23 protein-coding genes are annotated in these 20,327 nt (G+C 25.8%); 10 read left to right on the top strand and 13 right to left on the bottom strand.

The annotated features are described in order from the left end of the window. The 4 genes from ASUIS_RS06055 to hemL form a co-directional block, all read right to left on the bottom strand. Nucleotides 1–612 carry a hypothetical protein gene (locus ASUIS_RS06055; protein WP_226800006.1) on the bottom strand — a complete coding sequence of 204 codons (612 nt, stop codon included), beginning with the start codon at nucleotides 610–612 and terminating at the stop codon, nucleotides 1–3. After that, nucleotides 542–853 carry an AtpZ/AtpI family protein gene (locus ASUIS_RS06050; protein WP_118886176.1) on the bottom strand — a complete coding sequence of 104 codons (312 nt, stop codon included), beginning with the start codon at nucleotides 851–853 and terminating at the stop codon, nucleotides 542–544. Before ASUIS_RS06050 ends, ASUIS_RS06055 begins: the two co-directional genes overlap by 71 nt. Before the next feature lie 14 nt (nucleotides 854–867). Next, nucleotides 868–1,182, bottom strand: coding sequence for a pyrimidine/purine nucleoside phosphorylase (gene ppnP, locus ASUIS_RS06045; RefSeq protein WP_118886175.1), 315 nt, complete (start codon nucleotides 1,180–1,182; stop codon nucleotides 868–870). 93 nt (nucleotides 1,183–1,275) lie between these two features. Beyond that, the gene (hemL, locus tag ASUIS_RS06040; RefSeq protein ID WP_118886174.1) at nucleotides 1,276–2,556 is read right to left on the bottom strand and encodes a glutamate-1-semialdehyde 2,1-aminomutase; all 1,281 of its coding nucleotides are present in this window, start codon (nucleotides 2,554–2,556) and stop codon (nucleotides 1,276–1,278) included. A gap of 31 nt (nucleotides 2,557–2,587) precedes the next feature. Here hemL and ASUIS_RS06035 point away from each other — a divergent pair, with 31 nt between their 5' ends. Both ASUIS_RS06035 and ASUIS_RS06030 read left to right on the top strand, forming a co-directional pair. Continuing rightward, on the top strand, nucleotides 2,588–3,382 hold the full coding sequence (locus ASUIS_RS06035) for an energy transducer TonB (protein WP_118886173.1): 795 nt from the start codon (nucleotides 2,588–2,590) through the stop codon (nucleotides 3,380–3,382). Nucleotides 3,383–3,390: 8 nt separating this feature from the next. Then, the gene (locus tag ASUIS_RS06030) at nucleotides 3,391–4,101 is read left to right on the top strand and encodes a hypothetical protein (protein WP_118886172.1); all 711 of its coding nucleotides are present in this window, start codon (nucleotides 3,391–3,393) and stop codon (nucleotides 4,099–4,101) included. A 28-nt stretch (nucleotides 4,102–4,129) separates the two neighbouring features. Here the strand turns inward: ASUIS_RS06030 and ASUIS_RS06025 are convergent, their stop codons facing one another. Beyond that, nucleotides 4,130–5,236 (bottom strand): FtsW/RodA/SpoVE family cell cycle protein, encoded by a 1,107-nt coding sequence (locus ASUIS_RS06025; RefSeq protein ID WP_118886171.1) that lies wholly within the window; start codon nucleotides 5,234–5,236, stop codon nucleotides 4,130–4,132. Between the two features lie 19 nt (nucleotides 5,237–5,255). Here ASUIS_RS06025 and ASUIS_RS06020 point away from each other — a divergent pair, with 19 nt between their 5' ends. The 8 genes from ASUIS_RS06020 to ASUIS_RS05985 all read left to right on the top strand — a co-directional run bounded on the left by ASUIS_RS06020 (nucleotide 5,256) and on the right by ASUIS_RS05985 (nucleotide 12,572). Next, on the top strand, nucleotides 5,256–6,242 hold the full coding sequence (locus ASUIS_RS06020; RefSeq protein ID WP_118886170.1) for an RluA family pseudouridine synthase: 987 nt from the start codon (nucleotides 5,256–5,258) through the stop codon (nucleotides 6,240–6,242). Next, entirely contained in the window at nucleotides 6,190–7,230 is a 1,041-nt protein-coding gene (locus ASUIS_RS06015; RefSeq protein ID WP_118886169.1) for a fibronectin type III domain-containing protein, read from the top strand. The genes ASUIS_RS06020 and ASUIS_RS06015 overlap by 53 nt, the downstream gene beginning before the upstream one ends. Before the next feature lie 8 nt (nucleotides 7,231–7,238). After that, nucleotides 7,239–8,432: a tRNA (guanosine(46)-N7)-methyltransferase TrmB gene (trmB, locus tag ASUIS_RS06010; protein WP_118886168.1), complete on the top strand. Its 1,194-nt coding sequence runs from the start codon at nucleotides 7,239–7,241 to the stop codon at nucleotides 8,430–8,432. Then, nucleotides 8,429–9,091, top strand: coding sequence for a cell division ATP-binding protein FtsE (locus ASUIS_RS06005; RefSeq protein WP_118886167.1), 663 nt, complete (start codon nucleotides 8,429–8,431; stop codon nucleotides 9,089–9,091). The genes trmB and ASUIS_RS06005 overlap by 4 nt, the downstream gene beginning before the upstream one ends. Next, nucleotides 9,078–9,896 carry a cell division protein FtsX gene (locus ASUIS_RS06000; protein ID WP_118887647.1) on the top strand — a complete coding sequence of 273 codons (819 nt, stop codon included), beginning with the start codon at nucleotides 9,078–9,080 and terminating at the stop codon, nucleotides 9,894–9,896. Before ASUIS_RS06005 ends, ASUIS_RS06000 begins: the two co-directional genes overlap by 14 nt. Then, nucleotides 9,889–11,235 (top strand): murein hydrolase activator EnvC family protein, encoded by a 1,347-nt coding sequence (locus ASUIS_RS05995; RefSeq protein WP_118886166.1) that lies wholly within the window; start codon nucleotides 9,889–9,891, stop codon nucleotides 11,233–11,235. Before ASUIS_RS06000 ends, ASUIS_RS05995 begins: the two co-directional genes overlap by 8 nt. Beyond that, nucleotides 11,232–11,684, top strand: coding sequence for a YaiI/YqxD family protein (locus ASUIS_RS05990; RefSeq protein WP_118886165.1), 453 nt, complete (start codon nucleotides 11,232–11,234; stop codon nucleotides 11,682–11,684). Before ASUIS_RS05995 ends, ASUIS_RS05990 begins: the two co-directional genes overlap by 4 nt. Nucleotides 11,685–11,762: 78 nt before the next feature. Then, on the top strand, nucleotides 11,763–12,572 hold the full coding sequence (locus ASUIS_RS05985) for a DUF234 domain-containing protein (protein WP_226800004.1): 810 nt from the start codon (nucleotides 11,763–11,765) through the stop codon (nucleotides 12,570–12,572). Here the strand turns inward: ASUIS_RS05985 and ASUIS_RS05980 are convergent. The 8 genes from ASUIS_RS05980 to ASUIS_RS05945 all read right to left on the bottom strand — a co-directional run bounded on the left by ASUIS_RS05980 (nucleotide 12,569) and on the right by ASUIS_RS05945 (nucleotide 20,303). Then, nucleotides 12,569–14,353 (bottom strand): ABC-F family ATP-binding cassette domain-containing protein, encoded by a 1,785-nt coding sequence (locus tag ASUIS_RS05980; protein ID WP_118886163.1) that lies wholly within the window; start codon nucleotides 14,351–14,353, stop codon nucleotides 12,569–12,571. The two genes, ASUIS_RS05985 and ASUIS_RS05980, sit on opposite strands and share 4 nt — an antisense overlap. A 139-nt stretch (nucleotides 14,354–14,492) precedes the next feature. Next, nucleotides 14,493–15,680 (bottom strand): tetrahydrodipicolinate N-succinyltransferase N-terminal domain-containing protein, encoded by a 1,188-nt coding sequence (locus tag ASUIS_RS05975; protein ID WP_118886162.1) that lies wholly within the window; start codon nucleotides 15,678–15,680, stop codon nucleotides 14,493–14,495. Nucleotides 15,681–15,739: 59 nt separating this feature from the next. Continuing rightward, a complete protein-coding gene (locus ASUIS_RS05970; protein WP_118886161.1) occupies nucleotides 15,740–17,587 on the bottom strand; it encodes a primosomal protein N' in 1,848 nt (615 codons plus the stop codon). Further along, nucleotides 17,587–18,024, bottom strand: coding sequence for a hypothetical protein (locus ASUIS_RS05965; protein WP_226800002.1), 438 nt, complete (start codon nucleotides 18,022–18,024; stop codon nucleotides 17,587–17,589). Before ASUIS_RS05965 ends, ASUIS_RS05970 begins: the two co-directional genes overlap by 1 nt. Next, a complete protein-coding gene (locus tag ASUIS_RS05960) occupies nucleotides 18,021–18,230 on the bottom strand; it encodes a hypothetical protein (protein WP_226800000.1) in 210 nt (69 codons plus the stop codon). Before ASUIS_RS05960 ends, ASUIS_RS05965 begins: the two co-directional genes overlap by 4 nt. After that, nucleotides 18,223–18,423 carry a cell division protein ZapB gene (locus ASUIS_RS05955; RefSeq protein WP_118886159.1) on the bottom strand — a complete coding sequence of 67 codons (201 nt, stop codon included), beginning with the start codon at nucleotides 18,421–18,423 and terminating at the stop codon, nucleotides 18,223–18,225. The genes ASUIS_RS05960 and ASUIS_RS05955 overlap by 8 nt, the downstream gene beginning before the upstream one ends. Before the next feature lie 53 nt (nucleotides 18,424–18,476). Beyond that, the gene (locus tag ASUIS_RS05950; protein WP_118886158.1) at nucleotides 18,477–18,887 is read right to left on the bottom strand and encodes a TerB family tellurite resistance protein; all 411 of its coding nucleotides are present in this window, start codon (nucleotides 18,885–18,887) and stop codon (nucleotides 18,477–18,479) included. An 81-nt stretch (nucleotides 18,888–18,968) separates the two neighbouring features. Further along, the gene (locus ASUIS_RS05945) at nucleotides 18,969–20,303 is read right to left on the bottom strand and encodes a GGDEF domain-containing protein (RefSeq protein ID WP_118886157.1); all 1,335 of its coding nucleotides are present in this window, start codon (nucleotides 20,301–20,303) and stop codon (nucleotides 18,969–18,971) included. Nucleotides 20,304–20,327 lie beyond the last annotated feature (24 nt).

Genomic DNA, 20,327 nt, shown 5'->3' with positions numbered 1-20,327 from the left:
TCAAAGCTTTTTTTCAAGAAGCTTTGAAAATAAAATTCCAATTGGAACTATTCCTAATCCTATAATAAAAGCTATAGGTAAAAAAATCTTATTGTTGTTTAAAGCAAAAAAACCAAATATCAAAATTCCATAACCTAAAATTCTATAAATTGACAAAAACCCACTTGCAGAAAAAATTGTATTTTTGAAAGAATTTCTTTTTACTTTTGATTTCTCATCATTGATTATTTCTTTGATTTTTTCAGAAGTTAATTCCTCTTCTGGTATTTCATTGTATTCAGTATATAAATCATAAGGATCATCTATTTCATCAATTTTATCCCTATCTTCACCTTGATTTATTTGAGTCAAATCAAGATTTGATAACCTACTTTGAATATTTCTTCTATAAGATAAAAAAGAAGCAATAATAATAAATAAAGAAGATACAAATGCAACTTGTGCATTTAATAACCAAAATTTATTTTGAAAAAATAAAGAATAAAAAATAAGACAAAGGTCTAGAAGAATAAAGACCTTTGCAAATTTTAGAATTTCAGGATTAATCTTCATCATCATCTTTGTCAAAAGATTTATCTCCATGTTTTGCTCTATAAGAATATCTTGGGTCATTTTCCATACCTTCATACTCTTTTTGTGCTCTTTTATATGCTCTATATACATTCATAACTGCAGCTGCAATTCCCCAAGCAATACCAAGCCATAAAGTCCAAGTATAACCAGTTAATTGTTTTAAACCATATCCAATACCAAAACCTATTATAATTGCAGCAACTATTGAAATTCCCAAAGATAAGTTATCTAAAGCAATAACTTTATCTTGATGTTTTGGTTTATTATTTTGATTATCCATTTAATAAACCAAAATTAGTTTATAAAAGTACAACAATAATCTGTTATTTCTAACACTTTAATATCAAAACTACAATTTGCAGGAACTTCAAAAAAACCACCAGCTTCAATTGTTTCCCAGTTACTATCTCCATAAGATATTAAAACTTCAACACGACCTGCAATAATTTCCATATGTTCAGCATCATTTGTACCAAAAGTATATTCTCCTGGCATCATAATACCTAAAGTTTTTTTAACTCCATTTTCTTCTACAAAACTTCTACTTGTAACATTTCCATCAAAATATATATTTGCTTTTTTTGTTAATTCTACATTTTTAATTGTCATTTTTTTTCCTTTTTTTTAATATTAAGTTTCTTTTAACACTTTGGCAAAGCCAAAGTTAAAGAAACAAACTCTAAAGAGAACAACTAGTTGTTCTTACAAATTTTTCATAACTTCAGATGCTGCATTTATACAAGCATCAATATCTTCATTTGTAATTTTTGTACAAATAAAACCCGTTTCATATTGTGAACAAGCAAAATAAAAACCTTTTTTTAACATTTCATGATGAAACGTTGCAAATCTCTTAAAGTCACAAAGCCCTACTTCTTTGAAGTTTTTAGGCTCTTTTTCACAAAAGAAAAACCCAAACATACTTCCTCTTGTATTCACTTGTAAAGAAATGCCATTTTTTGTAGCTACTTCTTTTAAGCCGTTTACTAATCTTAAAGCTTTTTCACTTAAATCGGCATACACAGAAGGATTTGCTTTTAATTTTTTTAAACTTACAAGTCCAGCAGCCATTGCAACTGGATTTCCACTTAAAGTTCCAGCTTGATAAACAGTTCCATCTGGACTTAAATAATTCATAATTCTTTTATTTGCTGCAAATGCACCAACAGGCATTCCAGCACCTATTACTTTACCAAAAGTTATAATATCAGCTTGAGTTTTTAAAATACCACTTGCACCTTTTAACGAAGCTCTAAAACCAGACATCACTTCATCGAAGATAAGTAATGCACCATTTTTATCGCACAATTCTCTACAAGCTTTTAAAAACTCTTCTTCAGCTGGAACTAATCCCATATTTCCAGCAATTGGTTCAATAATAATGCAAGCAATATCAGATGAATCAGCAAAACATTTTTTTAAGTTTTCAATATTATTGTATTCACATAAAAGTGTATGTTTTGTTAAATCAGCTGGAACTCCAGGGCTACTTGGACTTCCGAATGTTGCCATTCCTGAACCTGCTTGAACTAATAATGAATCAGAGTGTCCATGATAACAACCCTCAAATTTTACAATATCGTTTTTCCCTGTAACACCTCGAGCTAATCTTATTGCAGACATTACGGCTTCTGTTCCTGAACTTACAAATCTAACTTTATCAATATTGTCATACATTTCAACAATTTCATTTGCCAATTGTGTTTCAAGAACTGTTGGTGCACCAAAAGATAAACCTTTTTTTGCAGTTTCAATTACTGCATTTTCGATATCTTTATCACAATGACCAAAAATAAGTGGTCCCCAACTTTGAACAAAATCTAAATACTTATTACCATCTATATCAAATAAATAAGCACCCTCTCCTTTTTCTATAAAAGGTGGAGTTCCTCCTACACTTTTAAAAGCACGAACCGGTGAATCAACTCCTCCTGGAATTACTTCACAAGCTTCTTCATAAGCTTTTATTGATTTATTAAACATTCATATTCCTATTAATCATTTATCAGGGTAATTGTACTATAATCGCGCTATGAGAATTATTATCCTAGCCTTTATTATTTCAATATCTTTACATTTTTTTCTATTTAAGAAATATAAAAATGATGAATTTGCAAAAAATAATCAAATTAAAGAAGAAGTTGTAAAAAAATCTGATGTCAAGTTTGTAAAATTAAAAAAAGAAGAACCTATTGTAAATAAGTCAATAGATGAAAAAGTTGAACCAATTATAGAAAGAAAAGTTGAATCTGCAAAAATTCAAAAAGAAGTTACAAAAAAAGAAACTCTTAAAAAAGAGATTGAAAAAAAAGTTGAAAATAACAAAAAAATAAATTTTGAAAAATCAAAAGAATTGCAAAAAAGAATAATAAATGAACAAATTATAAATAATAAAGAGTCAATTCAAGACAAAACATTAGAAAACTTTTTATCTCAAAAAGAACCAATTAATAAAGAAATTTTAAACGAACTTCAAAAATTATATGGTGAAGAATATGAAAAATTTACTAAAGTTCAAAAAGCATATTTAGAAAAGAATTTAAATAATTTTCAAACTATTACTCAAAGAGTTTTAAATAGATTAGGTTATCCTCCACTTGCGGCAAAACTAAGAATTGGTGGAGTAAATGTTATAGAATTTATGTTTCATCCAGATGGAAGTATTACTGGATTAAAAGTCATAGATTCATCTGGATATGCAATTTTAGACGATTATTCATTAGAATTAATAGAAATTGCATATAAAGATTATCCAAAACCACAAACATCAACAAAGTTAAGATTCAATGTACAATATAGATTATATTAAGGAAAATAATGTCAGCAGATAAAAACTATTTTTATAAACTAATGAGTGGGAAAACTTCTTTACTTATTGTTTTTTGGTTCTGGTTTATATTCATATCATTTTTAATTGAAGTTTTTTTTGAAACAATTTTTATGCAAACTAAATATGCTCAAAATAAAGAAAATTATATAGAGTTTTTTTTATATCTTATACTTTTGATTTACGCTATTGCTATATTTTTGATTATTTTCAAAACAGCAAATAATTATAAAGGTTCAAAATTTTGGTCATTTTCTTCAAAATTATTAGTAACAATAAATTTACTTTTTTCTGTAAATTTTTTTATTGAAGTTAGTAAATTTTATTTTTTTGAAGATTATGCTTTGGAAAAAGAGATAGAAAGTTTTAAAGATAATTTACCAATTCAAATAGATATGAATAGTACTTTAATTGATATCTATAAAAAAGATAAAAATATTTATTATAAATATCAACTTCATGAAGTTTATTTAGAAGATAAAAATTTAAAAAATAAATTTAAAAAACAAATTCAAGATTCTTTATGTGAAGATAAAAGTAGCCTTGATTTATTAAAAAAAGATTATGTCCTAAATTATCAATATATAGGTGAAAATAAAGAAGAAATTGTGGATATAAAAACTGATAAAAAAGTTTGTGGAAACTCGATTGATGATTTAGAAATTTTAAATGATGTTTTAGAAAAACAAGGGATGATTTAAATCCCTTTTTCTGTTTTGTGATTTTATTTTACAATTTTCTTTCATAATTATATAAATTCATATACCTAAATGCCAATAAATTTTCTAAAATAGCAAAAGTTACAATAAAGTTTATAAAAGAACTCCCACCATAAGAAAATAAGGGTAGTGGAATTCCAACAACAGGAGCAAATCCTATAACCATCAAAACATTTACACTCATATTAAAAAATATCAAAAGACCCAATCCAGAGGCAAAAACCCTGACTATATAATCATCTTTAAAATAATAATTCATACTAAGTAAATGCATAATAATTAATGCATATAAAAATATCAATCCTATTGCGCCCAAAAATCCATATCTTTCAACAAAATATGCAAAAATAAAGTCACTTGTTGCAATTGGTAAAAATTTTAATTGAGTTTGAGTTGCTTCTTCACTTTGTTTTCCAGTAAGTCCGCCTGAACCAATAGCAATAATTGATTGTTGAACATGATAACTTGGTTCTTCTGAAACAAAATCAGTAATTCTTTTTTTCTGATAATCTTTAATTAAATATGTATAAATAAATGGTGAAGTTAAACCTACTATAATAAAAATAGTTGTCCAAATTTTCCAATTTACCCCAATAATAAATAAAACACCATAACCTACCAAAAGTAAAACCATTGCAGTTCCTAAATCAGGTTCCTTTGCAATTAATAAAAATGGTAATAATATATAAAAAGAAAAATAACAAAAATCTAAAAAATTATAACCACCCTTTGGTGGTGGTTTATGATGAATTAAATATCCAAGCATCAAAATAAACACTGGTTTTATTAATTCAGAAGGCTGAATAGTTGTGTTTAAAAAAGGTATAGGCAACCATCTTGCAGCTCCTAATTTTGTAATACCTACAAATTCAACAGCTACTAATAATATAATACCTAACCAATATAAAGTTGGTATAGTTCTAATTTTTTTTCTAATAGGTAAAATAAAAACTAAAAGAAACGCAAAAATAGAAATTACATAATATACTAGTTGTTTATTAGCTAACCTTTCGTTTGTTTCACCAATTAAATGGTATGATATGAATATCAAAGGTAAAACAAATATTATTAACAAATAATCAAAATGGGAAATAATTCTTTTATCAAATAAACGCATAATGAAAGAGTATCTAAATATGGATAAAAATTTTATTGTTTCTGAAACAAATAGGTTAGATAAATTTCTAGCATTACAAATTGATGCTTCAAGAAATCAAATAGAACAACTAATAAAAAAAGAGTATGTAAAAGTAGATGGCAAAATAGTTAGCAAAACTGGTTTAAAATTAAAAGAGAATCAAATAGTTAATGTTCACTTCCCTGAGGCTGAATTTAACACCATAAAAGATGAATTATTTATAAGAAAATCATTAGAAGATAAAAATATAGAAATCATTTATGAAGATGATGATATTTTAGTTATAAATAAGCCTTATAACCTAACTGTTCATGATGCTCCAAGTGTAAAAGATGCAACTTTAGTTGATTGGCTTAAGTTAAATAATATTTCATTATCTACACTAAGTGGAGAAGAAAGACATGGAATTGTTCATAGACTTGATAAAGGAACAAGTGGGGTAATGGTTGTTGCAAAAACAAATCAGGCTCATGTAGGATTATCAAAACAGCTTGAAGAAAAAACTATGGGAAGGTATTATTTAGCAATAACTGACATGCCTTTAAAAGATAATATTATAATTACTAAGCCCATAGGTAGAAATTCAAATAATAGATTAAAAATGTCAATTGAAGAAAATGGAAGATTTGCAAAATCGGCATTTCATAAAATTGCATTAAGTGATAAAGAAAATTTTGAGCTAATAGCTGCAAAATTATATACAGGTAGAACTCATCAGATAAGAGTTCACTTAAGTTCGATAAATAGGCATATATTAGGTGATAATTTATATGGTTTTAAGGGCGAATTAAATAAAATAAATAGATTTTATTTGCATGCTTATTATCTTTATTTAACTCATCCTATCACAAATAAGCAAATGAGTTTTAAAGCAAATTTACCAAATGATATGGATGAATTCCTAAATACTAATTTTCAAAAGGAGAATATAAATGACAAACTTAATGAAAACAACATCGTTAGCAGCTTTAATACTTTTATTTAGTGGTTGCACTAATATAATTGATGATTTAAATGGTCCTATAAAACCAAAAGTTGATAATTCTATTGAAATAGTAAATTATAACTCTATTAAATCTATTCCAGATATGGCAAATATTGGTTTTGAATGGGAAAAAGTAAATGATCCAAGAGTTGTTGGTTATAATTTTTATAGAACTGAAATAGATAAAGGTTCAACCGAATTAAAACTTGTAAAATCTATTGATAATAAATATGCAACTCACTATGTTGACAAAGAATTGGAACCAAAAACAAGATATGCTTACCAAATATCTTCAAGAACAGCTGATGGAACAGAATCAAAAACAACTGATGCATATATTGTTCAAACTCTTCCTAGAATTGTTCCTGTTGAATTTGTACAAGCAATATCAAATTTACCAAAAAGTGTAAAACTAGTTTGGAGACCTCACACAGATAAAAGAGTTGGTTATTATAGAATTGAAAAATATAATACTCTTTTAAATGAATGGATAATACTAAAAACTGTAAAAGAAAGACTTCAAGTTGAATATTTAGATACAGGATTAGATGACAATACAAGTTATAAATATAGAATTAAAGCATTTAGTTTTGATGATGTTGAAGCAGCTCCTAGTAAAACGGTTATAGCTAAAACAAAACCTCTTCCAGCAACTGTTAATAATGTTCAAGCAACAAATAATCAACCTAAAAAAATTACAGTATCTTGGGAAGCATCTACGACAAGTGATGTTGTAAAATATGCAATATATAGAAGTACATTTAGTGCTTTTGGTTACACAAAAATAAAAGAAGTTAATGCAAGTACTTTACAATATGAAGATACTACAGAGAATACTGGAAAAACATATTATTATAAAATTATTGCTATAGATAAAGATGGTCTAGAAAATTCTTCTAACTCTGTACAAGGTATGAGTTTTAATTCACTTTCTAATCCAACTTCAAATTTAGCAAAAATTGAACTAAACAAAAATTATTATAACTAAGAAGATAGATGCCACATATAGTATTTGAAAAAAAAGAATTAATTACACTTCCCTCACAAAAAGATGGAGTAAATTTTAAGTTTATTGCAAAATCTTACAATTTTACGCAAAAAGAAAGAAGAATTGAGTATAAAATCGCATTAGAAAATGAAAATAAAGAGTTTTTATTATCACTAAAACCAAAAAATGATGATTTTATGATTAAAGCTGATAAAGTAACAAGATTATCTCCTGTTACTTTAGTAAAAAATGCTTTAAATGCTTATGTAAATTTAAATAATGCAAAAGTATTATTTTCAAATACGAATAATCTAAAATTAAAAGAAGAATCAACAAATGAATATCTAAAAGATATTAACTATTTTGTTGATGAATTTAAAACAGATAAAGAGATTCAAATAGAGATTGGTTTTGGAAGTGGAAGACATCTTTTACACCAAGCAAAAACAAATCCTAATATTCAATTTATTGGACTTGAAATTCACTATCCATCAATTGAACAACTTCTAAAACAATTGGAACTTCAAAACATCACAAATGTATTAGTTGTAAATTATGATGCAAGACTTTTTATGGAGTTTATTGAATCAAATAAAGTTGGAAAAATATTTGTACATTTTCCTGTTCCTTGGGACAAAAAACCACATAGAAGAATTTATTCAAATGAGTTTGTAAATGAAGCTTTAAGAGTTTTAAAAGTTAGCGGAACTTTAGAGTTACGAACTGATAGTAGAAAATATTTTGATTTTTGTACAGAAGTTTTAACGAATCTGCCAAAAGGAAGAATTACAATTGATATAAATAAAGATTTAGCTGTATCAAGTAAATATGAAGATAGATGGAAAAAACAAGGTAAAAATATTTATGATGTTGTTTTAGAGGCTTTTGATATTGATGAAAATATTAATTTAAATTTTGATTTCTCTTTTGATTTTAAAATAAATTTTGATAATACTTTAAAAACAATTCCAACAAAATCAATAATTGAAAAAAACTATTTTATTCATGTTGAAGAGCTTTATACTATTGAAAATAGTCAAAATTCAGGATTAATAAAAATAACAATGGGAAATTTTGATAGACCTGTTACAAAATATCTTTATGTTAATGAAGGAACTATTTCTTATTATCAAGGAAATCCACTTCCAACTAGTTCAAATATAAATGCACATGAAAAATTAAAAGAGATTTTAAGTAAATGATAGAAGCTAAGAATATTTATCTTTCATACGATGACAATAAATATGTTATAAAAAAAGGAAATTTTTCTATAAAACCTAAAGAATTTATTTTTATAGGTGGAAATTCAGGAAGTGGTAAATCAACACTTCTAAAATCATTTTATGGAGATATTCCTTTAAAACATGGTAGTTTAAAAATAGAAAATCAAGAAGTTTTTGGTATAAAAGGTAAAAAACTAAGAATTTTAAGAAAAGATATTGGTATTATTTTTCAAGATTATAAACTAATAAATGAATATACTATTGAAGAAAACATCATGATTCCACTTAAAATAAATGGTTATTCTGATGAAATATCAAAAGACCAAGCAAATAAACTCTTAGCTCACGTAAGACTTTCTCATAGAGCTGGTTATTATCCAAATGAATTAAGTGGTGGAGAGCAACAAAGAGTTGCAGTTGCACGGGCACTTGCACATAATCCAAAAATAATAATAGCTGATGAGCCAACAGGGAATCTTGATGATTTTTCAGCAGAAGTTGTTTGGAATTTATTAAAAGGTGCGAATGAACAATTAGGAATTACTATTGTTGTTGTAACCCATAGAGTTCCAAAAAATCTAGGAATTAAATTTAGACAATTATCTATTGAGGATGGAATTATTTATGAAGTTTCTTAAGAATGTATTTGCTTTTTTAATTCCTTTACTTTCTATGTTAATTACTTTTTCAATGTTTTTGTTAATAAATAATGTAGTTGATAATTACAAATCAAAAATATCAAGGGATTATTCTATTATTATAGTTACTATTACTCCTTTAGAAAAAGATGCCATTAAAGAATTAGCTGGTATTAAAGTAGAGAAGATACAAAATTTACCAAATGATAAAATTATTTCGAGTATACAATCTAATTTATCAGATACTTCAATTGACTTATTAAAACAAAAATTACCAAATTTTTATCAAATTTATTTAGAAATATTTCCTACAAGTAGTGAACTTGAAGATATAAAACAGACTTTATTACAAAATAAAAATGTAAAAAAAGTTGAAGTTTTTTATAAAAATCATAATCAAATTTATTTATTATTACTTTTATTAAATAGTGTATCGTTTATTCTATTTTTTATTATTACTATTTTTGCAATAATTATTATTGCAAAACAGATAAAACTTTGGTTTCATGAACATAGTGTAAAAATATCTATTTTAAGGCTTCATGGAGCTTCTATTTTATATAGTGCTTCCTCAATATTAAATTATGCGTTGATAAGTTCTTTATTATCATTTTTAATTTCTGCTGGATTTTTATATTATGTTTCTAATAATATGACTGTTTTATTTCCTTTAGAATTACATGAAATAGTAGATATAGATATAAATATATTTCTTGAATTAATGAAAATATTTTTATTATCATTTTGCATCTCTATATTTACAATATTTGGTGTATTACTAAAATATAAGATAAGTAATGACTAAACTATTTTTTCTATTAATAGTATCTTTAAGTACTGTTTTTGCTGCATCTAATATTGATAAAAAGATACAAACAAATACAGAAAAACTTAATTCAAGTGATGATAAAAAAGAGACTACAAGTTTAAAAATAAAAGAATTAGCAGAAAAAATCGAAAGTCAAAATTCAAATATAACAACTCTTGAAAAAGATATAAACCAAATAAATTCAGATATTGAAGAACATCAAAAGCTTTTAGAAGATGCAAAATATAAATTAACTGAATTAAACTCTAAATCTACAGAATTAATTAGAGAAAAGACTAGTCATGAAGAACAAATTGTAGATACGATAATTGAAGAATTTTCTATTTCAATTGCCTTAAAACTAGCATCTGAAGATAGTTTACAAGAATTAATTGATAATGAAATTTATACTTTATTATCACAATATTCAAAAGAAAAAGTTTCAAAATTAAACACAAATTATAGTGCTTTATCAACAAATACAAAAAACAATCAAAAAGATATAGATAAAATTGCATCTTATATTGAAGATAGACAAAAAACAAAAAACAAATTAACTATTTTAAAAGAGAAACACTCAAGTTCACTTATTAGTTTAGAAGAACAGCACAAATCTTATCAAGAAGAATTAAATAAAGTTGCAAAAGAGCAAGAATCATTAAAAAATCTTCTTTCTGAATTAAATATTTTAAAAGAAGCCGAAACAAAAAAAGCTCAAGCTAGAGAAGAAGCTGAAGCTGAAGAAAAAAGAAATAAACTACAAGAACTTTTAGCACAAAAAAAATCTTCTACTCAAAAAATTCAAGAAGAATATTCTTCATCTCAAGATTCTTCAAATGATGATGTTGTTCAAACAGCAGATGTTAGAAATCAAAGATATGCAAAGAATCTAAATCTTGATGTTAAAAAGATAGGTTCATCAACAGATGGTGTTCAAATAATCAAATATAAAGGGGAAAAAACAATTGCTCCATTAAAATCTTTTAAAGTAGTAAAAAACTTTGGAACATACTATGACCCAGTTTATAAAATTAAACTATTTAATGAATCAATAGTTTTAAAAAGTGATGAACCAAAAGCAAAAGTTGTTTCTGTTTTAAATGGAAAAGTTGTTTATGCCAAAAAAAATGCTGGAATGTTAGCTAATGTAGTTATTATCCAACATGAAGGTGGACTTCATACAATTTATTCTCATTTAGATGAAATTTCACCTACTTTAGTTGTTGGAAAATGGATAAAACAAGGTTATGTTGTAGGAAGAGTTGATGATAGTTTAATGTTCCAAGCAACAAAAGATTCATCTCATATAGACCCAAAAGATTTATTTAAAATATGAGACTTTTTATAGATGGCGATGCTTTCCCAAATCTCTTAAAAGTAATAGTTTTAAGAGCCATTGAAAAACAAAAAATAGATACAATTGTAATTGCAAATAAAAAAATAAATATAGGCACTTCTAATTATATAAAATATATAATAGTAAATCAAGGTGCTGATGAAGCTGATGATAAAATAGTTGAAATGTTAGAAGCAAATGACTTGGTAATTACAGCTGATATTCCACTTGCAGATAGAACTATTGCAAAAGATGCCCATGCAATTGATCACAGAGGTGCAATGTACACACAAGATAATATAAAACAATATCTAGCAATGAGAAATCTTATGCAAGAAATACGTGATAGTGGAGAAATCACAAAAGGACCTGCCCCTTTTAGTCAAAAAGATGCTCAACAATTTGCAAACTCTTTTAATAATTTTTTGCAAAAATATAATAAAAATTAAGGATTTACCATTATTTTAATAGATCAATCAACAAAAAATCAATTTAGAATTTTTTGTACTGAAAACAAAATCACAGATATGGAAACAGCTGTTCAATACTTTATAGTATTTGGTGGATTAAATATAAAAATCGATACAACAAAACCTCTACTTGAGCTAATTGAAAAACATATTTTAAATGAATATACAAATCTTAGATATGAAATAAACACAATAAGTGGTGGTTATAAAGTTGACCATGCAATTTTAACAGGAATTGCCCAAGGTGATAGAAGAACAAACTCCTCTTTCAAAAGAGCCTTTGTTAGCTTTGAAGAGGGAATGAAATGTGTTGAGAAGCTTGTTGATAGAGGATTAATAGAAATTGAATCTTCACAACATCACCTAGCAAAAAAAAGAGGTGATGATAAAATTTCTAAAAAACTTCTTTTTACAACTCCTTTTTTAAGATTTTGGTTTGCTTTTGTTTCTCCAATTTATAAAGGAATCAAAGAAAAAGAATACAAAGAGTTTTATGAACTTTATGAAAATAAACAAGCTGAATTTGGAAATTTCATTTTTGAAGAGTTAGCGATGGAGTGTCTTAGAGACTCTTTTGTAGAAGATCCAGTTAAACAATTTGGTAAATATTGGGATGAAAAAGTTGAAATCGATTTAGTTGCTAAAACAACTTCAGGAAAAATCATTGCTGGAAATTGTAAATATATAAACTCAAAACTAAAGAAAAATGAGTTAAATAAACTAAAAGAAGATTGTAAAATAGCAGATTTAAATGTAGATATTTTTGTGATATTTAGTAAAAATGGTTTTTCAAATGAATTGAAATCACAAAAGAGTGAGACTCTTAGATTATTTACACCTAAGAGCTTTAAGCTATTATTAGCTTAAACCTCATTCATTCTTATTTCAAACTCTTTATTCATAACATCAAGTTTGATTTGTAAAGCTTCTAATTGAGCAAATTTATCTTCTATATTTTTCTCAATTTTTGGAATATCTCTTGAAAGTTTTACTCTTGCATCTTCAAGAGAATCTTCTAATTTTTCAATCTCTTCTTCTATTTCTTGCATCTGCTTTTTAATTGGAGTTGTAGCTTTTGATTTCTCAGAAACAATAGCAGCTCTGAGTTTTTTGCTCTCTTTTTTATTTACTTTAACATTTTTTTCTTTTTTTACTTCTACAACATCATCATCCCAACCAATTTTTTCTAAAAATTCGTCATATGTCCCATTAAAACAAACAGCTTCATCATTTGCAAATACGATTAATCTATCACAAACTTCTCTTAATAACTCTTCACTGTGAGTTACAATAATACTTGATCCCTCAAAAGCTTTAATAGCTTTTGTAAGTGCAGCAATTGAATCCATATCAAGGTGATTTGTAGGCTCATCTAGGAAAAGTAAATTTACATCTTTTGCAATGATTTTTCCAAGCATTACCCTACTTTTTTCTCCCCCTGATAATAAAGAGATTTTCTTTTTAGCATTGTCTCCAGAAAACATCATCAAACCACAAATACTTCTAACCACTGATTCTGGTAATTTTGTATTTGTTGAATGTATTTCATCCATAATTGTACTATTTAAATTTAAGTGTGAAATATTTGTTTGTCCAAAGTGTCCAAAAACAGTACTTCCATGATAATCAATTGTTCCACTTAAAGCTTTTAATTCGTTTGCAATTACATTTAATAAAGTAGATTTTCCTTTACCATTTTTTCCAATAATTCCTAAAGTCTGACCTTTTTCAAGGGCAAATGAAATATCTTTAAATAAAATATTATCTTTTGTATATCCAAAACTTACATCTTTTACTTCAAGTAAAAATTTTGCTGGTGTATCTTTGTAATTAAAATCAAATTTTAGAGTTGAGTCATAACCAATATCTTCTAAAACATCCATTTTTTCAAGTATTTTTACTTTTGATTGGGCAAGTGCAGCAGTTGAAGCACGTGCTTTATTTTTTGCAATAAATTCTTCAAGCTCTTTGATTTTTTTATCTTGAGCTATTTTTTGTTTTTCATGGTGTTCTTCATTACTTGCTAATTGCTCATAAAACTTTTCTGTTCCACCAGCAATCATATAAGCATTTCTTCTAATAATTCCCATAGTATGTGTACAAACACTATCCATAAAATCCCTATCATGTGTGATAAGTATTACTTCACCATCAAAATTTTTAAGAAATGCTTTTAACCATCTAATAGATAAAATATCTAAGTAGTTTGTTGGCTCATCTAAAAGTAACATATTTGGTTCAGTTAATAGAAGTTTTGCAAGATTTATTCTAATTTGAAAACCACCTGAAAATGATTTTGGTTCTTTTTCTAAATCTTCTTGAGAAAAACCTAAACCAAATAAAATCTTTTCAACTTTATAAATACTAAATTTATCATCTTCTGCAAGTGCCAGTGCAGTTTCATCAACCAAAGTTTTTTCACTAAAATCAAAATATTGTTTTAAAGCTCCGATTTTATAATTTCGTGGAATCATTACTTCTCCACTATCAGCTTGTTCTTCACCTAAAATTAGCTTAAAAAGCGTAGATTTTCCACTACCATTTCGCCCTACTAATCCTATTTTATTACCAGAATTTAGTCTTAAATTTAGTTCACTAAAAAGCTCATTTGGTCCGTAGCTTTTTGATACATTTGAAAGTTCTATCATGTTTCTCTTTTATTGTGTGTTTTATATTTTTTTGAAGTTGGAAGTATACGATATATGTGGTTATATGTTGATTAGAGCTAAAATAAAAAAAGGCAAGAAGAAAACTTCTTGCCCTTATAAAAACTATTTAAAACTAAGATTAGTGTAAATCAGCGTTTAATTTAACTTCTCTTGTACTTCTCATAGCTATTGTTTGACCATTTGAAGAGTTAACTCTAAAGTGAACTCCGTTTACTCCTAAGAAATCACTTCCTTTCATTACATTTGAAATAGTTTTACCTGGATTTATCTCTTTTAATGCTTCAACAGCTTTATCAGATAAAGCGATTTTAGTTCCAGGAAGAATTGTAACACCAGCATCTAAAATACAACCATCACCAATTGCAGTTCCAGTACAAGAATTTGCACCTAATAATGTATTTTCTCCAATTGAAACTGGAACTCCATCTGTTCCTGAAAGAACTCCAAGAATTGAAGCTCCTCCACCAACATCAGATCCAGCTCCAACAACTGCTGAAGATGAAATTCTTCCCTCAACCATAACAGAACCTAAAGTTCCTGCATTGAAGTTAACATAAGCAGCTCCTGGCATTACTGTAGTTCCAGCTGCTAATTGAGCTCCCATTCTAACTTTTGAAGTCTCTAGGATTCTTGTATTATCTGCAGGGATAATATGTTGTAAAAATCTTGGGAATTTATCAACCATATCAATAGTTGGATATTTTCCAGAAAGTTTTAATACGATTTCATTTGCTCTTAACCAGTCAAGTTCAATTGGTTGATTTCCAACCCAAGCGCAATTGTGTAATTTTCCAAATGCACCTGTTAAATTTAAGCTTCTTAAAGCTGCTTTTCCTGTTGAAAGTGCATAAAGTTTTAAATATACAGCTTCTGTACTTTCAGGTGCAACATCATCAAAAATAAATACAACTCTATAATCATCAGCACTTAATCCAGAATCTATTGGAAGTGAAGCTAATATAGAAATAACTTGAACATTTTTATGTGCATCACCTTTTGCTTCTGGAATAAATGGTCTAAAAGCTTCGATACAAGAAGTTAAAAACTCATCACTTATTTTACATACTAACTCTGATTTTGAAGTATCTACATTCTCTCCAGCTACTTTTAAAGCATTTAATAAAATAGCTGCACTTCCAAAATTCTCATTCCAATTTATTAAAGGGAAAGTTGCTTGTAATATTTTATCTTTGTTAATTTGTCCTCTATCAACTTTTGCAATACCAAATCCAATTGGATTTTTATACCAAGATTGTGATTGAATATCATCTACTAATTGTTTGAATTCTTCTTTTGTATAAGCCATTAGTTCTCCTATTATTTTTGAGGTATTGTACAATAATCAAAACTAATATAAGTTTAATTTTAGTAAATAGTATCCATATCTATTGAAGCATTTGGAGTTTGAATTGAGTGTAAAGCATTTAATAAAGCTTTTACATTTAGTGAACGAAGAATTATTTCATATCGATATTTATTTGCCATTTTAAAAATAGGACTTTGTCCAAAACCTACAACTTCAATATCTTTATTTGCTTTTAAAAGTTGTACATAAAAATCCATCTCTTCTTTTATTTTGAATCCATTTGTATGGGAAAAAGTTACTTTTGCCATCTTTAAAAATGGAGGATAAAGCTCTTTTCTAAACTCTAATTCACTTTCTAAAAACTCTTTATAATTTGATTCATTCAAATAGTGATTAAAAAATTCTTCATTTTTAGTTTGAATTATTACTTCACCCTCGCCACTTCTTCCACTTCTTCCTGATATTTGAATAAGTAAAGAAAGTGCTTTTTCCCTTGATTTATATGAATTCATATTTAAAACTGAATCTATTCCTAAAACAACAGCAAGTTTTACATTGTGATAATCATGCCCTTTTGAAAGCATTTGAGTTCCAACTAAAATATCAATTTCACCTTTATTAAACTCATTTAAAACTGTTTTTAATTGGGTATTTGTTTTTATTTGGTCACGGTCAAATCTTTTGATTACTTTTTGAGAAAATAAGGCTTTTAATTCCTCTTCAATTTGAGCAGTTCCAACTCGTAAATTGTGAATTATTCCACTATGACAAGAAGGACAAGTTTCTGGAATTTTCTGAGCATATCCACAATAATGACATTTTAAAGCTAAATCATTTTTATGTAAACTCATAGAAACTGAACAATAAGGACATTCAACTGATTTTCCACAAGTTGTACAAATCTGATATTTAAAATTTGCTCGTGTAGGTAAAAATACAATTACTTGATTTCCTTCATTTATAGTTTTTGCTATTTTATCTACAACTTTTATTGATAAATTTGCATCACTATCTTCAAAACTATAAGTTTTTTTAGTTTGATGATAAGTTTCATCAAGCCTAAAAAATGGAATTTTATAAAAAGAACTTGTTGAAACCGTTGCACTTCCTAAAACAAGTTGAATATCAAACTTTTTAGCCATATAAATAGATAAATCTTTTGTATTTAATCTAGGTTTTGAATCACTTTTGTAAGAATCATCATGCTCTTCATCAACTACAATCACACCTAAATTTGAGTATGGTAAAAATAAAGCTGACCTTGCTCCTGCAATTAGTTTGATATTTCCTTCTTGTAAACCTTTTAGAATCTCATCTTTTTTCTTTTTTGTGATTTTTGAGTGCCAAATAGCTACGCTTTTATCAAAAACCTTTTCAAGTCTTTTTTCCATTTGTGGTGTTAGTGAGATCTCAGGCATAAGCAAAATTGCTTGTTTATTTTGATTTAACTGTTCTTCTATAATTTTTATATAAACTTCTGTTTTTCCAGCACCTGTATTTGCAAAAAGTAAAGCCTGTTTTTTTTCATCTAAAAATCTTTTTGCTTTTTCTTGTTGTGGTGATAAAGCTATTTTGGTATCAAATCTTTTTTCATCTAAAATAAGAGTTATATTTTTATCAAAAGGATTATAAACGCTTAAGGCTTCCCCTAAAGAACAAACATAATATAAAGATACAAAAGTAGCTACTAAAAGCATTTTTTCATCAAAATATTCATTTGTAATTTCAGAAATATTTGTACATTTAAAAGTCGGTTTTTCTACTTCTTTTATTACAACTGCTTCATCTAAATTTTTTCTTTGTTGGAGTTTTACTTTTACTTTAAAACCTATTTCTATTTTTTCTTCACTTTGAAAAGTAAGATTATTTAAAGGTGATTTTAAAAGGGCTAGTTCATAATAAAACATTATTCAATCTCTTTGCATAATTCAACACTACTTTTACATAAAAATTTTCCATCATCAAAGGAAAATGAAATATTTTTGTCACTTGAAAGATAAAAATCATAAGAATTATTTGATATTTTTGCCCACATTCCAGATTCTTTTTTTGAATTATTTGTTGAGATTATTGAAAAATCTATTATTTTTGAAAAAAGCTTTTCTCCACTACTATTCAAAGTTGCATCATCTAAAGTAGTTATTTCTTGATTATTTGAAAGTAAAATATTTTTATTTTTATTTTTCACTATTCCATTTTGAATTAAAGATATTTGAGATTTTAAAGTTGAGATATTTGCATTATAGTTCATATTTGTAAATTTTGGAATAGCAAAAGATGTAATAATAGCTATTAGAAGAATAACAACTATAATTTCTATTAAAGAAAAACTTTTAATTTTCAAAACCTTGAAAGTTTATTTGTAATATCTTCAATATCTTTTTTAAAAACATTGTATTCTTGAGACAACCTTATGTAAGCTGCTAGTAAATCTCTAGTGTCATTATTTTTTTCTAAATTTAAATATTTAGAAAGTTCTTTATATATATTTTCATCAACATTTATAGTATAAGCCATATTATTTATATGAAACGTTACTTCTTTATTCACTATTTCGTACCTTTATTAATGTTAATGTGCTATCAATTCGGAGAAACATATCTTGATTATTTCTTACTAATTCATCGTTTTCGTTTTTTAAGGCATCTAACTCTTGTTGCAGTGCTAAATTTTCCAATCTTAACTTATCATAATCGTGAATTAATTTATCAATTTTACTATTTAATGTTTCTATTATTTCCATGTAACCATTTTATCTAAAAATTCCTAGTATTAGAATTTAAATTATGCTTATTACTATATTTTTCTCTCATTTACAAATATTTTGGCAACTTCATATAACATCGCAACTGATTTTCCCCATTGAGAATAATCATTTACATCATCTATATCTATTCCAAAGCTTTCTGAAATTCTTTGTATTAATTTTTTCTCATTTAAATTAAAAGAGTGGTCAATGTGAATTAAAATCATTAATTCTAAAATTACAATTCTTTTGCTAGATTCAGATTTAAAATCTTTTAATATATTTTCTAAACTAAAATTTTCAAAATCAAAAGAATCCACATTTTCAATTCCCATTTCTGAACAATATTCTAAAATGATTTCTTCCTCTTTTTGTCCATATTTATTATCAACTCTTGCTAAATAGTGAGCTAATTGTAAAAAAGAAAACTTCTCTTTTGCTTGTAATTTCATTAATAACATCTTATATTTCCTATTTGTATATGTTATTATTCTAATAAAGATTGGTTAACAATCAATAAATGAATAAATATTATTATTTCCTCAAACAACGCAATTCTTTCCTATTTTTTTGGCTTTATACAAAGATTTATCTGCTCTTAAAATTATATTATCTATTGAATTATCTCCTATTTGATAATGTGAAATTCCAACACTTATTGAAAAATTGAACTCTTTATTTTTGTTATATTCAGTTATTTTATTAATGATTTTATTTGCAACAAATCTTGCACTTTGGATATTTGTATTAGGTAATAAAATTATAAATTCATCTCCACCAAATCTAATAATCAAATCACTCTCTCTTATACTACTTTTTGATATCTCAACCAATTGTTTTATTACAATATCCCCTATTTCATGTCCAAAAGTATCATTAATATTTTTAAAATCATCTAAATCAAGTAATAACAAAGATAAATCTTTATTTTCTCTTTTTACAATTTTTAGATATTCATAAGAAAATTCATTTAAATATCTTCTATTATACGCACCTGTCAAAGGATCTGTATTTGCTAATTTTTCTTGATATATTCTTTTTGTTTCTTCTAAAATAAGTCTGTTTGTACGCATATCTAATTCAATAATCATATTATTAAAATTAGAACTTAATCTATCTATTTCAAAAATTCCACAAGATTCAAGATTTTTTATATCTTTTTTTATTCCTAAATTTTTAGTAAATTCAATTATATTTAACAAAGGTTCATTTATTCTATCTACAAAATCTTTTGCTTTAAAAGAAAGATAAAAGAAAAACATTATATAAAAAATCAATACAGAAAATATGACGATATAAGCTAATTTTTCATAATATTCTTCTAAATCATTAATTTTATTTAAAATATTATTTTCATCTATAAAAGCTACAACATATAAGGAGTTCATTTGAATTCTTTTTGAGAATAAAATATATTTTTTTTCATTTAATAGTATTTTATTAAGATTTTTCTCTTTCATTATTTCTTTAAAATAATTCACAATTTTTAAATTTTGATGATTTAATATATTTGATTTATTTGTATGAATATCTAATAATTCTTTTATATTTTCATCTATAAATAATATTTCTCCAAAATTATTAATGATAAGAATTTTACCTTTATATGGTAACTTGATTTTAATAAAATGATTAAGTAAATGTTCTAAAGATTGAGTTTTTATAGACTCTTCATCCACAGTTTGTGAGTGATTTTCTATAATTAAAGAGATTGAATTTTCAACATCATTTAATAAAAATTCAGAACTTTTATTAATCATGTTTTTATGAATTATAAAATAAAAAAATACTAAAAACAGCTCAATCAAAAATATTGATACAAGAGAAGTTTTCAAATAATTTTTATAAAGTAATCTTTCCAAAGTTATTTTTTTCATTCTAAAGCCTTTAAATTAGCTTCT

The organism is Arcobacter suis CECT 7833 (genome assembly GCF_003544815.1).
Classification (GTDB): Bacteria; Campylobacterota; Campylobacteria; order Campylobacterales; family Arcobacteraceae; genus Aliarcobacter; species Aliarcobacter suis.
This window is presented reverse-complemented; position numbering and strand designations above follow the sequence as displayed.

Bases quoted from the DNA above. Each gene is read 5' to 3' on its own strand.
- ASUIS_RS06055 (WP_226800006.1), bottom strand. From the start codon at position 612: ATGACCCAAGATATTCTTATAGAGCAAAACATGGAGATAAATCTTTTG.
- ASUIS_RS06050 (WP_118886176.1), bottom strand. From the start codon at position 853: ATGGATAATCAAAATAATAAACCAAAACATCAAGATAAAGTTATTGCT.
- ppnP (WP_118886175.1), bottom strand. From the start codon at position 1,182: ATGACAATTAAAAATGTAGAATTAACAAAAAAAGCAAATATATATTTT.
- hemL (WP_118886174.1), bottom strand. From the start codon at position 2,556: ATGTTTAATAAATCAATAAAAGCTTATGAAGAAGCTTGTGAAGTAATT.
- ASUIS_RS06030 (WP_118886172.1), top strand. From the start codon at position 3,391: ATGTCAGCAGATAAAAACTATTTTTATAAACTAATGAGTGGGAAAACT.
- ASUIS_RS06025 (WP_118886171.1), bottom strand. From the start codon at position 5,236: ATGCGTTTATTTGATAAAAGAATTATTTCCCATTTTGATTATTTGTTA.
- ASUIS_RS06020 (WP_118886170.1), top strand. From the start codon at position 5,256: ATGGATAAAAATTTTATTGTTTCTGAAACAAATAGGTTAGATAAATTT.
- ASUIS_RS06015 (WP_118886169.1), top strand. From the start codon at position 6,190: ATGACAAACTTAATGAAAACAACATCGTTAGCAGCTTTAATACTTTTA.
- trmB (WP_118886168.1), top strand. From the start codon at position 7,239: ATGCCACATATAGTATTTGAAAAAAAAGAATTAATTACACTTCCCTCA.
- ASUIS_RS06005 (WP_118886167.1), top strand. From the start codon at position 8,429: ATGATAGAAGCTAAGAATATTTATCTTTCATACGATGACAATAAATAT.
- ASUIS_RS06000 (WP_118887647.1), top strand. From the start codon at position 9,078: ATGAAGTTTCTTAAGAATGTATTTGCTTTTTTAATTCCTTTACTTTCT.
- ASUIS_RS05995 (WP_118886166.1), top strand. From the start codon at position 9,889: ATGACTAAACTATTTTTTCTATTAATAGTATCTTTAAGTACTGTTTTT.
- ASUIS_RS05990 (WP_118886165.1), top strand. From the start codon at position 11,232: ATGAGACTTTTTATAGATGGCGATGCTTTCCCAAATCTCTTAAAAGTA.
- ASUIS_RS05985 (WP_226800004.1), top strand. From the start codon at position 11,763: ATGGAAACAGCTGTTCAATACTTTATAGTATTTGGTGGATTAAATATA.
- ASUIS_RS05980 (WP_118886163.1), bottom strand. From the start codon at position 14,353: ATGATAGAACTTTCAAATGTATCAAAAAGCTACGGACCAAATGAGCTT.
- ASUIS_RS05975 (WP_118886162.1), bottom strand. From the start codon at position 15,680: ATGGCTTATACAAAAGAAGAATTCAAACAATTAGTAGATGATATTCAA.
- ASUIS_RS05970 (WP_118886161.1), bottom strand. From the start codon at position 17,587: ATGTTTTATTATGAACTAGCCCTTTTAAAATCACCTTTAAATAATCTT.
- ASUIS_RS05955 (WP_118886159.1), bottom strand. From the start codon at position 18,423: ATGGAAATAATAGAAACATTAAATAGTAAAATTGATAAATTAATTCAC.
- ASUIS_RS05950 (WP_118886158.1), bottom strand. From the start codon at position 18,887: ATGTTATTAATGAAATTACAAGCAAAAGAGAAGTTTTCTTTTTTACAA.
- ASUIS_RS05945 (WP_118886157.1), bottom strand. From the start codon at position 20,303: ATGAAAAAAATAACTTTGGAAAGATTACTTTATAAAAATTATTTGAAA.